General features: G+C 52.2%; 10 protein-coding genes. 5 read left to right on the top strand and 5 right to left on the bottom strand.

The annotated features are described in order from the left end of the window. Nucleotides 1-5: 5 nt before the first annotated feature. Both CFF01_RS15825 and CFF01_RS15820 read right to left on the bottom strand, forming a co-directional pair. Nucleotides 6-983, bottom strand: coding sequence for a LysR family transcriptional regulator (locus CFF01_RS15825; RefSeq protein ID WP_088905441.1), 978 nt, complete (start codon nucleotides 981-983; stop codon nucleotides 6-8). A gap of 749 nt (nucleotides 984-1,732) precedes the next feature. Further along, the gene (locus tag CFF01_RS15820) at nucleotides 1,733-4,774 is read right to left on the bottom strand and encodes a DUF2339 domain-containing protein (RefSeq protein WP_088905440.1); all 3,042 of its coding nucleotides are present in this window, start codon (nucleotides 4,772-4,774) and stop codon (nucleotides 1,733-1,735) included. Nucleotides 4,775-6,170: 1,396 nt separating this feature from the next. On the opposite strand from CFF01_RS15820, the gene mpl reads away from it, so the two are divergent. From mpl to CFF01_RS15795, 5 genes are all read left to right on the top strand, one after another. Beyond that, on the top strand, nucleotides 6,171-7,556 hold the full coding sequence (mpl, locus tag CFF01_RS15815) for a UDP-N-acetylmuramate:L-alanyl-gamma-D-glutamyl-meso-diaminopimelate ligase (RefSeq protein WP_088905439.1): 1,386 nt from the start codon (nucleotides 6,171-6,173) through the stop codon (nucleotides 7,554-7,556). A 27-nt stretch (nucleotides 7,557-7,583) separates the two neighbouring features. Further along, nucleotides 7,584-8,243 (top strand): flavin prenyltransferase UbiX, encoded by a 660-nt coding sequence (locus CFF01_RS15810; protein ID WP_088905438.1) that lies wholly within the window; start codon nucleotides 7,584-7,586, stop codon nucleotides 8,241-8,243. An 18-nt stretch (nucleotides 8,244-8,261) separates the two neighbouring features. Next, on the top strand, nucleotides 8,262-8,792 hold the full coding sequence (gene hpt, locus CFF01_RS15805; protein ID WP_033537836.1) for a hypoxanthine phosphoribosyltransferase: 531 nt from the start codon (nucleotides 8,262-8,264) through the stop codon (nucleotides 8,790-8,792). Between the two features lie 83 nt (nucleotides 8,793-8,875). Further along, nucleotides 8,876-9,817 carry an ABC transporter ATP-binding protein gene (locus tag CFF01_RS15800; RefSeq protein ID WP_033537837.1) on the top strand — a complete coding sequence of 314 codons (942 nt, stop codon included), beginning with the start codon at nucleotides 8,876-8,878 and terminating at the stop codon, nucleotides 9,815-9,817. A gap of 14 nt (nucleotides 9,818-9,831) precedes the next feature. Then, nucleotides 9,832-10,602, top strand: a complete 771-nt coding sequence (locus CFF01_RS15795) for an ABC transporter permease (RefSeq protein WP_033538003.1) — start codon at nucleotides 9,832-9,834, stop codon at nucleotides 10,600-10,602. A 99-nt stretch (nucleotides 10,603-10,701) separates the two neighbouring features. On the opposite strand, the gene CFF01_RS15790 is transcribed toward CFF01_RS15795, so the two are convergent. The 3 genes from CFF01_RS15790 to CFF01_RS15780 are packed head-to-tail and all read right to left on the bottom strand — an operon-like array spanning nucleotide 10,702 to nucleotide 11,993. Then, nucleotides 10,702-11,013 (bottom strand): DUF4144 family protein, encoded by a 312-nt coding sequence (locus CFF01_RS15790; RefSeq protein ID WP_088905437.1) that lies wholly within the window; start codon nucleotides 11,011-11,013, stop codon nucleotides 10,702-10,704. After that, nucleotides 11,013-11,429: a hypothetical protein gene (locus CFF01_RS15785; protein ID WP_088905436.1), complete on the bottom strand. Its 417-nt coding sequence runs from the start codon at nucleotides 11,427-11,429 to the stop codon at nucleotides 11,013-11,015. The genes CFF01_RS15790 and CFF01_RS15785 overlap by 1 nt, the downstream gene beginning before the upstream one ends. A 21-nt stretch (nucleotides 11,430-11,450) precedes the next feature. Continuing rightward, on the bottom strand, nucleotides 11,451-11,993 hold the full coding sequence (locus CFF01_RS15780) for a hypothetical protein (protein ID WP_088905435.1): 543 nt from the start codon (nucleotides 11,991-11,993) through the stop codon (nucleotides 11,451-11,453). Between the last annotated feature and the right edge of the window lie 300 nt (nucleotides 11,994-12,293).

Raw genomic sequence — 12,293 nt, 5'->3', positions numbered from 1 at the left:
GCGTTTTACGCTGGGTTTGCGATTCGTTCCTGAGCTGCCTCGTCGCAGTGAGCTTGCATCTCATTGAGTTTCTTTGTGAGTAGATTACGTAGACAGTTGACCAGCTCAGGTTTAATGCTTTTGTGACAGTGCAGATAATAGCTTTCCTTCTCTAATCCACTGGTTTGTAACCAGATCTTAGACACATCTAGGTAGTCCACATCATCACGATTCTCGAAATAGGTCATCGACATCGCCGAGGAGAGTAGGGCGACATCGGTACTGTGACTGACATGATCCACTAACATACGCAAACTGGGACTCTTGAGGGCCACGTGAATATCGATTTTCTTGGATCTTGCGTAGCGCTCTATAGGATGGGGCTCTTGCTCCTGAAGGTGAGTGTTAACCAGAGCGACATGATAATTGAACAGCTCTGTCATGGGATCTGTGCTGCTTAGCAGTGGGTGTCCGCGTCTTGTCACGATAAAGAAGTGGGTGATATCTCCCAGTTTATAGTTATTGATCATGGGGTGGTCGATAGGCTCGGTGGAGATGCTGCAATCTACCTTACCCTGACACAGGCGTTGATTGATCTTATCGGTCCAAGGCTGAATATTGATGCTGACGCCGCCCTCGATACAGTGACAGGTATTGTGGACGCAGTTCATCGCCATCAGGGACCACTGTTCATAGGTGGCGACGCTCAGCTGATAGGGCTCTGCGCCTTTGTCTATGGTGGCGGCGACAATCTTGTCGAACTGCTCCACTATGGTCTGCACCATAGGGTAGATGGTTAAGGCGACCTGGTTGGGCTCGAAGCCATACTGCTGGCGAATAAAGAGCTCATCTTCCAGGACCTCACGCAGACAGGTGAGACTGCGACTCACCTTAGACTGGGTGGTGCGCAGCCGCTCGGCCACCGCACTGCCGCTCTTAAGCTCAACCAGTCCGATAAACACTTGTAGCGTAAAATAATCGAGTCGGCTTACTTTTTTCAGCATAGCGATATCCTTAGCAATGACGTCTATCTGCCAGCCTGTAATAGAGGCATAAATAATAGATCTTCCGATTAAATATTAACCAGTTGATAACTTTCCCTTGTAGCAGGAAACGGTTAAAAAAACTGCGGTTTGGGTCACAGTTGTATGGGATTGTTACTCACCCTCTAACAGCAATGGAGTGGGCGATTGTGCTGAAAACCAGGGTAGATCTAACTGTCTTACCCATATCTTTTTGGTGATTAACATTGGCCAGGTTCTCGGCATAACGCTGCGCAGGTTTATGGGGACCTTATGGTCGAGGTAAGTCGTGGGTCTTCAACCCACACCCGACCAAAAGGGGAAAATCGCCTGTTCCCCTTTTGGAAATCCCCCGGCGCCCCCGACGAAGTTGTTGATCCTCATGCTTCAATGAAAATCGCCTAACGACTCGGATGGAACTCCTGTCCCCCCGAGTCTTAGCCATCGTCCATGATGGCTATACGGCATTTTTATCTGCGCCCTTCGGCTCTGGCATCCTGCTTCGCCCTACCTCCTGCATCCATGCAGTCGTCGGCAACTTCGATGGGGATTCATCGTAGCCACAACCTTCTTTTAAACAAATACGTAAAAGTTTACTCTGCTCCTACTAATTCAAAATGCCACCCTAGGTGATGGCATAAAAAGAGGAGCAATAGCTCCTCTTTTTTTGTTTGGTTCTCGGCAGAAAGACGCGAATGTAACGGCTTTTCTTCGATGGGGGCCTCGGTGGACTAAGAGTGGGTCATCTCAAGATTCTCCTGACTGGCTGCCTGTAATCGATTCTTACTCTTTTGATAAAAGTAGGCCACGGTGAGCAAGATGGCGCCTATGATGATGAAGGCGACGACCTTCTGCAGCAGTTCGAAGGAGGCCATATCGACAAATAGGGTCTTGATACAGGCGAGACCAAAGAGAATACCAGCCAGGCGCACTAGACTTTCCTGTCGGGGCCGCAGGCTGATAAACATCAGTGTACTGCCATGGCAGACCAATAAGATGCTGCTGATTGGTGCGGCTATCTTGGTGCCCAGCTGATAGCTCCAGATAAAGTAACTCATCGCCAACAGGCCGTGCCAACCCCACAGCAGCAAAGGTTTCGGCAGTAGCTTCTTGTGCTGGGCTATGGCGAGTCGATTGCCCTTTAGATACCAGGCCAGTACCAGGAGTATGCCTAGCTCGCTGAGGCTAAACAGCAGATTAGTCATATCCAGCACCAGCGGGCGCTCGCTGTGCAATATGACAGGCATTAGTGATAGCAAGATAAGTAAGCCGTAGGCCAAGAGATAGCCGGGCTTGAGCGCCTTGGCGAAACGTTTACCCAGAGCATTGTCCCGCTCTAGCAGCAGGGCAAAGTAGGTGGTCAACGCCAAGAACACCAAGGACCAACCCGGTGCAATAAGCCCCGACAGGCTCTGTACGGCGACGGCGACAACTAAGGCAAAATAGAAGGGGCTTAGGTGCCAGGGGAAGGTCAGCAGCAAGCGCCAGCGGCGATTTAAGCCGGCATAAAGCCTGAGTATGCTGCCCATCGCGAGGGCACCCAGGGCGAGGGCGATAAGCCCCTGCCATTGATTGTCAAGACAACTGATAGCGGTGGTTAGCATGGCTGTCGAAACTAGTATCTGGGTTTCAATGACCTGGCTTCTGTGTCGTACCAGGCGGGCCAGAGCGAGACTCAAGGCGCTTGCAAGCCAGAGATAGATGGGGAGCAGTTCCTGATAGCTGCGCAGCACCTTGGGGAGCAGCAATAGCGGTAAGGCAAGGTAACAGCCGAGCTGGACGTAATAGGCCAGACGCAGCAAGGGAGAGTCGCTAAAGTGCCGCTTGTACCAGTAATAAGCCAGTAGCAGGCTGCTAAACAGTTCGATGCGTGCCAGCTTGGCATTAAGTGGCTGATCGCCATAGGTGATGCTATTGGCTTCCACCGTTCCCATGAAAATTAAACCGACTAGTGGCAGTAGCCATATCCAGGCCAGGATCTCGCTAAAGCGCAGCTGGCCTCTGGCGCTGTAGTGAAGCAGCAGCAGGCTGAGCAGAGGTAAAATGGTCAAATAGTAGGTGTCAGAGATTAGGTAAGCGATAAACAGAATACTGATGCAGGCAAGTTGCCCCAAAGCCTCTCTTAACAGCGTGTGGATCAGCCGCTCCGGCATTGTTAATACGACGAGCTGTGTCGTGATGAGTCGAGTCGCCGCCCAACAGGCGAGGGTGGTGAGCACCATGCTCATACTCAAGAGCACTGGGTTGTCCAGAGTGGCTGTTAGGCCATCAAACAGGCTGAGCAGGTTACTCGCGATCCCTACCAGGAGTAGCAGATATGCCTCAGTGCGAATGGAGATGAAATCATGTTTGCAGCCCAGCCAGAGCAGTAACAGGGCCTCGACTAAAAGCACCAGCCCCAGAAGTTCGGCGCTGATAAGATAGAGGGCAGCTATCCCTGCAAATACCCCCGCGGCGGCCAACATCAGCGGTGCAATCAGGGGATCACGCCTTACTTTCCAAACTATTAGGACGCTTATTAGAGCGTTGATAGCAAAGATCTCTCCTGCATAGGCAGTAAACTCACTCAAGGTGTAGAGAATGAAACAAAGCATGGCGACTGGCACCATGAGCAAACGGGCATTCAGTTTCATCTTGCGCTGTAAAGCGAGGCTGCTTAGTCCATACAGATAGAAGAGGCCGTTGATGCAGAGCATCGCCATGATCGCCATGGAATCGATTGGCGTGAGAGGCAGAAATAGGAAGAAACTCAGCAACTGCACACAGGCGATATGTAGCAGTGCCGTGATCTCGATAAGCGCTGGCCAGTTGAGTCTGTGGCTCTGTGCCAGAGAGCAGGCGCCTATGATGAGCAAATAGGGGAGATAGAGCAGTGGTGCTTGGCTGGCATCGAGCAGCATAAGTGGCGCCAGCGAGCCGCCGCACAGGGCGATAGCGGCCACCACCTTGGTCTCTAGTTTCATCGACAGGCCATAGCCCAAAAGTGTGTTTGCCAGCATCAGCAAGAAGGCGAGACTCTCAGGTATCAGCTCATAATAGGGGCCGAGGAAATAGATGGCGAGGTAGTTTAAGATGACGCCTAAGCCGACGATGCCCGAGGCATAGTCCTCCATGCCGGGTCGGGCGCGCCGGATAAACAGGCCGCCGGCGATCACCGTATTGGCGGTTACCAATGCCAGTATTGCCTTGCCCATCTCAGAGAACCAATGATTGATAGAGTACTGTAACAGGTAGCCGAAACCGAGCGTCAGTGTGATGATGCCGGCTAGGGTCATCAGAAATACCGCGCTCTGTCCCTTATCCCGATAGTGATCATAAAAGCCCTTCGCCTGCTCGCCGAGTGCGGCAAAGGGGCCGAGTAGTAGGGGGACTATCTGTCCCAGAGTTCCCTGTAGCTGCGCTGTTGCTTTGGCTAACTGAGGATTAATACCAGCACGGGGACCTTTTTGAGGGGGATTCTGACTAGGAGCCTGTTTCTGGTTTTGCTTATCTGAATGCCAAATCTCATGGTGGTAGCCAGTATTTGCCGGTGAGGCAGATAGGCTCTCTTTTTCTGGCAATAGTTGCTCTTGAGCGGCACAGGCTTGAGTTTGGGTGTCAGTTTGGGTCTCTTGAAGGTGAGATTCTTGCGCGTTGACTCGCTCACTTAGCTGCGATAACTGCAGGCTAAATAGCGCCAGTTGCCGACTGAGCGTCGCTTGATCTGTGGCTTGTTGTGATTTGAGCGCATCAAGCGCCTGGCTGAGTTTGTTGACATCTTCCTTTAGTGTCATCGCCTTTCCTTTGGTCTTGCCAGCTTGTCCTTAGAATTTTCATTGTACTTGCAGTTGGGAAGTTAGGGAAATGATTGGTTTTTGTAAGAATGCAGCCTTGAGGCTGTTCATTCGTATTCCAAACTCCATTTGGAAATGAAAGTCGTGGGATTCCATCTCACACCCGGGGATGTGCGACCTGACGGTCGAGGTAAGTGTCACACAGGGTTAATTCAGCCTTATGGCTGAGAAAGTCGTGGAACTCCGTTCCATACTAGGGTCGGAGTGGCCTTTCGGCCTGAATTGAGTTTCCCAAACTACGTTTGGATTAACGTCGTGGGATTCCATCCCACACCCGGGCAAGGAGGACTGCTCGTCCTCGCCCTCCTTGCATTCACCCTGACGCCCCCGACGAAGTTGTTGATCCTCATGCTTCAATGAAAATCGCCTAACGACTCGGATGGGACTCCTGTCCCCCCGAGTCTTAGCCATCGTCCATGATGGCTATACGGCATTTTCATCTGCGCATTTTGGCAACTTCGATGGGGATTTCTTGTAGCCACAACCGGCATTTGGTTTTTAAATTGAGTTCGGGTTTAGCACTTAGGTTTTTGTTTGGCCTTGTGGCCATTGATTTATTTTCCAAACTCCGTTTGGGAATGAGAGTCGTGGGATTCCATCCCACACCCGGGCAAGGAGGACTGCTCGTCCTCGCCCTCCTTGCATCCACCCTGACGCCCCGACGAAGTTGTTACTCCTCATGCTTCAATGAAAATCGCCTAACGACTCGGATGGGACTCCTGTCCCCCCGAGTCTTAGCCATCGTCCATGATGGCTATACGGCATTTTCATCTGCGCATTTCGGCAACTTCGATGGGGATTTATAGTAACCACAACCCGCGTTTGATTTGTTAATTTTGTTTGGAGCTTGCATTCAGGGATTTATGTGATGCTTTGGAAAGTTACTAGAAAGGGGCGAAATCATATTTATCTTGTTGATTAGGTTGCTGGTAGATGCTACGACAAGTCCCCATCGAAGTTGCCGGAGTGGATAGCAGAAAATGGCGTGAGACTCACATGGATGTGAGGCTAGCTTTCGGGGGGCTTGGATGCCCCATCGGAAGCGTCAGTCATTTTCAATAAGCCACGTAGGGATCACAACTTCGTCTGGGGCGGCACCGGGAGATGCAAGAGGGGGATTGCTGGAGATCCCCCTCTTGCCCTGGTGTGGAACGGAGTTCCACGACTTACCTCGGCCGTAAGGCCGCACTCTTGACGTCAGCGATACAAACGAAGTTTCGATAAACCGTCAACATGACGTTAGTCATCAAAACGTTATTTAAACCATTGTTAACTGACAATGGTGATACGAATCGTTAGAATACCCCCCAGATTATTCCTATCCAGAGCCAACCCCATGCATGTACATATCTTAGGCATCTGCGGCACCTTTATGGGTGGTCTCGCACTCCTTGCTCGCGCTAACGGTCACAAGGTCACGGGCAGCGATGCCAACGTCTATCCGCCCATGAGCACTCAGCTCGAAGAGCAGGGGATAGAGCTCACCCAGGGCTTCGACCCAAGCCAATTGGGGCAAAATGAAGATGACGCGCCGGATCTGGTGGTGATAGGTAACGCCATGAGTCGTGGCAACCCCTGCGTCGAAGCCGTGCTCAATCGTGGCCTGAAATATACCTCTGGCCCGCAGTTTTTGGCCGAACATATTCTGACCAATCGCTGGGTGCTGGCCGTGTCGGGCACCCATGGCAAGACGTCGACCTCCAGTATGCTGGCCTGGATTTTGGAAGATTGCGGCTATGAGCCGGGCTTCTTGATCGGCGGCGTGCCGCAAAACTTCGGTGTGTCGGCGCGCTTAGGTAACTCGCCGTTTTTCGTGGTAGAGGCCGATGAATATGACAGCGCCTTCTTCGATAAACGCTCTAAGTTTGTCCACTATCAGCCACGTACTCTGGTGATCAATAACCTGGAGTTCGATCACGCCGATATTTTCGATGATTTAAAAGCGATCCAACGTCAGTTCAATCACGTAATACGCACAGTACCGGGTCAGGGCAAAATCATCTGGCCGTCGGCGAGTAACGCCGTACGCGAGGTGATCGACATGGGCTGCTGGAGTGAGCAGGAAACCTTTAATCTGATGGCGGGTAGCCCAGGCTGGTACAGCGAGCTGCTAAGCGAAGATGGCCATAGATTCGAGCTGTTTTTCGATGGCGGGTCCCAGGGCGTACTCGACTGGTCGCTTATCGGTCAGCACAATGTAGAGAATGCCACCATGGCGATCGCCGCAGCCCGTCATGTGGGCGTCAAGCCCGCGGCGGCTATCGAGGCGCTGACCCGTTTCGCACCGCCAAAACGTCGTATGGAGCTGATCGGCACGGTAAATGATATCGCCGTGTATGATGACTTTGCCCACCACCCGACGGCCATCGCCACCACGCTGCAGGGCTGCCGCGCCAAGGTGGGAGAGGGTCGCATCCTGGTGGTGCTTGAGCCGCGTTCTAATACCATGAAGCGCGGTGTGCATAAGGATACTCTGGCCGGCTCTATGGCGCTGGCAGATGCCGCCTATCTGTATCAGGCTGAAAATATCGACTGGGACGTGGAAGCGGCGATGGCTAAGGCCGAGTTACCCGTGACTGTGCTATACCAGATAGATGAGTTGGTGGGCCGGGTTGCAACGGACGCTCGCCCTGGCGACACCATCATAGTAATGAGTAACGGCGGCTTCGGCGGCCTGCACGGTAAGTTGCTGCACAAGTTGGAACTTAAGCTCAAGCGTTAAACTCGCGTCTTAAACGAAGAGAGTAATATGAATTATCCCAAGAAGGCCAAGGCGATCAGCCTGGCCTGGACCGGCGCCTCGGGTGCCCCCTATGGACTCAAGCTGCTGGAATGCCTGTTGATGGCCGATTACCAGGTGTTTTTGATGATCTCCAGTGCGGCGCGGGTGGTGCTGGCGACCGAACATGGCCTGCAGCTGAGCGCCAATGGCGACAAGGCTAAGGCACAGCTACTGGCATTGTTTGCCGAGCAGGGACTCACGCCAAAAGGGGAACTGCATGTGCTGGGTAAGGAGGAGTGGTTTTCGCCACCGGCCTCTGGTTCGGCGGCGCCAAAGCAGATGGTGATCTGCCCCTGCAGCACAGGCACCCTGGCGGCGGTAGCCACAGGCATGAGCAATAGTCTGTTAGAGCGCGCCGCCGATGTGGTGATAAAGGAGCGCGGTCAGCTGATTCTGGTGCCACGGGAAACTCCCTTTAGCAGCATACACTTAGAGCATATGCTATCCCTGTCTCGTCTGGGGGCGACCATAATGCCTGCGGCGCCTGGCTTTTATCATGATCCCAAATCGGTGCAAGATCTGGTAGACTTCATGGTCGCTCGGATTTTAGATCATCTGGGCGTCGACCACGCGTTAACCAAGCGTTGGGGCTATGATAAGCACAGTGCCGACAATCGCGACAATTAACACAAATTTGAGAAGAGTATGAAACACACCACCGAAGTGATGATCTCGGCTGATGAGATTGAACAACAACTGGATATCCTGGCCGCGCAGATCAATGCCCATTACGCCAACAGCGAGCGCCTCTTGATGGTGGGCCTGCTAAAAGGGTCTGTGGTCTTTATGGCCGATCTTTGCCGCCGTATTAAGGGCCATGTTGAGATCGATTTCATGTCGGTATCCAGCTACGGCAATGCCATGACCAGTTCGCGCGATGTGAAGATTTTAAAAGATGTGCAGTCTGATATCGAAGGGCGTGATGTGTTGATCGTCGAAGATCTTATCGATTCGGGTAACACTCTAAACAAGGTGCGTGAGATGCTGATGCTGCGCGCGCCTAAGAGCCTGGCGCTTTGCACCCTGCTGGATAAGCCTGAGCGCCGTGAGGTAGATGTACCGGTCGACTTTATCGGTTTCACCATTCCCGATGAATTTATCGTGGGCTATGGTATCGACTACGCTGAGCAGTATCGTAATCTGCCTTATATCGCCAAAGTCGTACCCTTAGATTAATCGCATTTTAGCAATACCCTAAACTCCTGCCCTGTGCGGGAGTTTTTATTTACTCGCATTTGTCAAAAGAACGGAAGTAACTAATGACCCAAGAGCCATATGCTTTAGTGATTGACTCGCTTAGGAAGACCTACAAGGGCGGTGTCGAAGCGGTAAAAGGGATTAGCCTTAAGGTTGAGGCGGGGGATTTCTTTGCCCTGCTAGGGCCTAACGGCGCCGGCAAATCCACTACCATAGGGGTGATCTGCTCCCTGGTGCAGAAGAGTTCTGGCAAGGTTAAGGTGTTCGAGCATGATATCGACACCCAACTTGAGCTTGCCAAGATGTCTATCGGTCTGGTGCCTCAGGAGTTCAACTTTAACCAGTTTGAGACGGTGCAGCAGATAGTGGTCAATCAGGCCGGTTATTTTGGTGTCTCCCGCGAGCAGGCTTTCGAGCGCGCCGAGAAGTACCTGAGTCAGCTGGACCTGTGGGATAAGCGTAACAGCCCGGCCCGTGCGCTTTCAGGCGGTATGAAGCGCCGCTTGATGATTGCCCGCGCCCTGATGCATGAACCTAAGTTACTGATCCTCGATGAGCCCACCGCCGGGGTGGACATTGAGCTGAGACGCTCCATGTGGACCTTTTTAACCGAGCTTAACCGCAAGGGAGTGACCATCATCTTGACCACCCATTATCTGGAAGAGGCCGAGATGCTGTGTCGTAACATAGGCATTATCGACAAGGGCGAGTTGGTGGAGTGTACCAGCATGAAGTCTTTGCTCAGCCGCCTGAACATGGAAACCTTTGTGTTTGACCTCAGTGCCGATATCAGCGAGCCGCCATCGCTTAAGGGGATCAACTGCCGCCTGAGCGACCCACACACACTCGAGGTGGATGTGGAGAAGGCCCACAGCATCAATAGCGTATTCGCCCAGCTCACCGAGCAGGGGATCGAGGTGTTGTCGATGCGCAACAAGGCCAATCGATTAGAGGAGCTGTTTGTGGAGTTGGTTGAGCAAGGTAAGGGAGGTGCCAAAGTATGAGCTCGAGCATGAATATGAAGCATGTCTATTTTACCGCCTTTAAGAGCATATTGATCAAAGAGGTGACCCGTTTCACCCGTATCTGGGTACAGACCTTGGTACCGCCAGCTATCTCTATGACGCTCTACTTCCTGATCTTCGGTAACCTGGTGGGGAAGCGTATCGGCGAGATGGGCGGCGTGAGTTATATGGAGTTTATCGCGCCTGGGCTTATCATGATGTCGGTGATCACCGCCTCCTACTCCAACGTGGCGTCCTCCTTTTTCAGTGCTAAGTTCCAGCGCAATCTGGAGGAGCTAATTGTCGCGCCGGTACCACATTATGTGATGATTGCCGGGTATGTGGGCGGCGGCGTGGCAAGAGGCCTGTGTGTCGGCACCATAGTCACTCTGGTGGCCATGTTCTTCGTTGATATCAGTCTGCACCATGCGGGGCTGGTGGCCTTGACTGTGCTGCTGACCGCTATCTTGTTCGCCCTGGGCGGCCTGATTAATGCGGTGTTTGCCAAGAGTTATGATGATATCAGCATAGTGCCGACCTTTGTGTTGACGCCGCTGACCTACTTAGGTGGCGTCTTCTATTCGCTGACCCTGTTGCCTGACTTCTGGCAAGGGGTATCTCAGCTGAACCCAGTGGTCTATATGATCAACGTGTTCCGCTACGGCTTCCTTGGCTATGCCGATATCAGTATCTCGCTGTCGGTGGCGATCATGGTGGGCTTCTGCGTGGGTCTCTGGCTGGTGGCTTACTACCTGATCAGCCGTGGCATAGGCCTGAGAACCTAACCCTATATAGCCAGATATATTCAATAAAAAGCCCCATGAAATTGGGGCTTTTTTGTGGATGGATTGTGTGTGTGAGGGGGAGACCGCTTGGTTGTCGCCTCATTGGTCGTCGAGATAGCGCACTATCTCAAACAACTGGCTAACCGACTTGGCGCCGATTTTAGCGCTGCAGAAGTGACCGTTTTGGCAGGCGTACTCACTGACCCAGTCGATAAGCTGGGCTAACGAAATAGGCTCCACCAAGGGGATAAACTCGCCCGCTTGGCAGTGATAGGCTGCGCCCTGACAGTCGATAATAAGCAGGGCATCTTTAGGCAGATGGGCGCTTTCACGCTGCAAGTCATTCTGGTTATCGATAAGCAACAGCTGTTTGTCGCCGCTGACCTTGAGTAATAGGGGAAAGTGGATCATCAGATGCGCGTTGGCGCCTCCTCCGGCTCTATGTCGGGATGCTTCTGCTGGCAGCCCAGGTGATAATAGGCGCCGGGCTTATCTTCTATACCATGGGCTAAGCCAAAGGCATAACCCTTGATATAGATAAATAGATACAGGGGAGCGTCTTGGCCATCATCGTAGGCGGCCAGCGCCTGATGCAGATCTTGATTAATCTGTTGCTGATCTATCTCATATCCCATGTCGGTGGCCAGCTTAGCGCACAGCAGCGGTGCGATCACCTCACTTTGGGTGGTGAGATATTGGGCATGATCGACGAAGCTTTCAATATTGGGTTCCCTAGAGGTACTGGCAGGGCTAATGATCTGTTGGCGCAGATATAACCCCACGAGCAGCAGGCCGATAATAAGCAAGCTCAACCGGGTTTTGTTCATGGCCTTCCTCTTGGTCTTTGGTTAGTTTTGCTCACCTTGTTTGCTACTTGCCTCTAACGCCGGCTCTTCAGCTTCCTCATTTGCGATGCGCTGTTTGTGCTGTTCCAAGGTGGCCATGGCATCGAGATTGAGTTGAATCAAGCCATCGAAGTAAAGGTTCATCTCCTCGAGCTTGGCAAGAAACTCTGGGTCATTCTTAGCCTGTTTTTGCCAATAGCGTTTACGATCCAGCTTCTGTTTTTCACTGGCCCTTAGGATCTCATAATAGCTGTTTTCCTGTTTGAGCCGGTATATTTCGGCGTCGATTAGCTGCAGTAATTTTTCTTGGGTAAGAGTGCGCTTGTTTAATAAGGTCTGCAGGGGATCGAGCTTTTCCGCTTTTTGATCACTATCGGTTTCCGTGGTGATCCCCAGTTGATACTCGATATGGTGCTGTTTGAAATCTTTGGGACAGGAGGTCTGACTAAAGACGATCTTTTCGCCCTTGATGCACTTATAGATGCCGTTGGCTTGGCTCAGGCCGGGAAGCAACAGAAGTGCGATGGCTAGGAGCAGTTTTCCCATGGGGCGATAATTCCTCTATCTGCGTCGGACGGTATCAACCTGAGGTGAAATGTCGTCGTAACCACTCTATTCCTTATTTCATTTATCAGGTTTGGCAATACTTAGGCGGGTCGGCTACTTGGGTATCGCGCTATATGACTTGCTAATACTATGGCGCAAGTCACGGATTAACACCAGTATTTTGCATGACGTGTGGGATCTTCGTTTGTTTTGTCGTGGGGTAAAGATAAAAAAACCGCGATGTGAGCTGATGTCACACCGCGGAGTTTGCTTGGGTGGGTTATCTAAACCTTAAATCGG

Origin of the sequence: Shewanella marisflavi (genome assembly GCF_002215585.1) — a bacterium.
GTDB classification, from domain to species: Bacteria; Pseudomonadota; Gammaproteobacteria; order Enterobacterales; family Shewanellaceae; genus Shewanella; species Shewanella marisflavi.
This window is presented reverse-complemented; position numbering and strand designations above follow the sequence as displayed.

Excerpts from the sequence above, each read along its gene's own strand:
- CFF01_RS15825 (WP_088905441.1), bottom strand. The coding sequence starts at position 983 with ATGCTGAAAAAAGTAAGCCGACTCGATTATTTTACGCTACAAGTGTTT.
- CFF01_RS15780 (WP_088905435.1), bottom strand. The coding sequence starts at position 11,993 with ATGGGAAAACTGCTCCTAGCCATCGCACTTCTGTTGCTTCCCGGCCTG.
- CFF01_RS15790 (WP_088905437.1), bottom strand. The coding sequence starts at position 11,013 with ATGATCCACTTTCCCCTATTACTCAAGGTCAGCGGCGACAAACAGCTG.
- mpl (WP_088905439.1), top strand. The coding sequence starts at position 6,171 with ATGCATGTACATATCTTAGGCATCTGCGGCACCTTTATGGGTGGTCTC.
- CFF01_RS15810 (WP_088905438.1), top strand. The coding sequence starts at position 7,584 with ATGAATTATCCCAAGAAGGCCAAGGCGATCAGCCTGGCCTGGACCGGC.
- CFF01_RS15800 (WP_033537837.1), top strand. The coding sequence starts at position 8,876 with ATGACCCAAGAGCCATATGCTTTAGTGATTGACTCGCTTAGGAAGACC.
- hpt (WP_033537836.1), top strand. The coding sequence starts at position 8,262 with ATGAAACACACCACCGAAGTGATGATCTCGGCTGATGAGATTGAACAA.
- CFF01_RS15785 (WP_088905436.1), bottom strand. The coding sequence starts at position 11,429 with ATGAACAAAACCCGGTTGAGCTTGCTTATTATCGGCCTGCTGCTCGTG.
- CFF01_RS15820 (WP_088905440.1), bottom strand. The coding sequence starts at position 4,774 with ATGACACTAAAGGAAGATGTCAACAAACTCAGCCAGGCGCTTGATGCG.
- CFF01_RS15795 (WP_033538003.1), top strand. The coding sequence starts at position 9,832 with ATGAAGCATGTCTATTTTACCGCCTTTAAGAGCATATTGATCAAAGAG.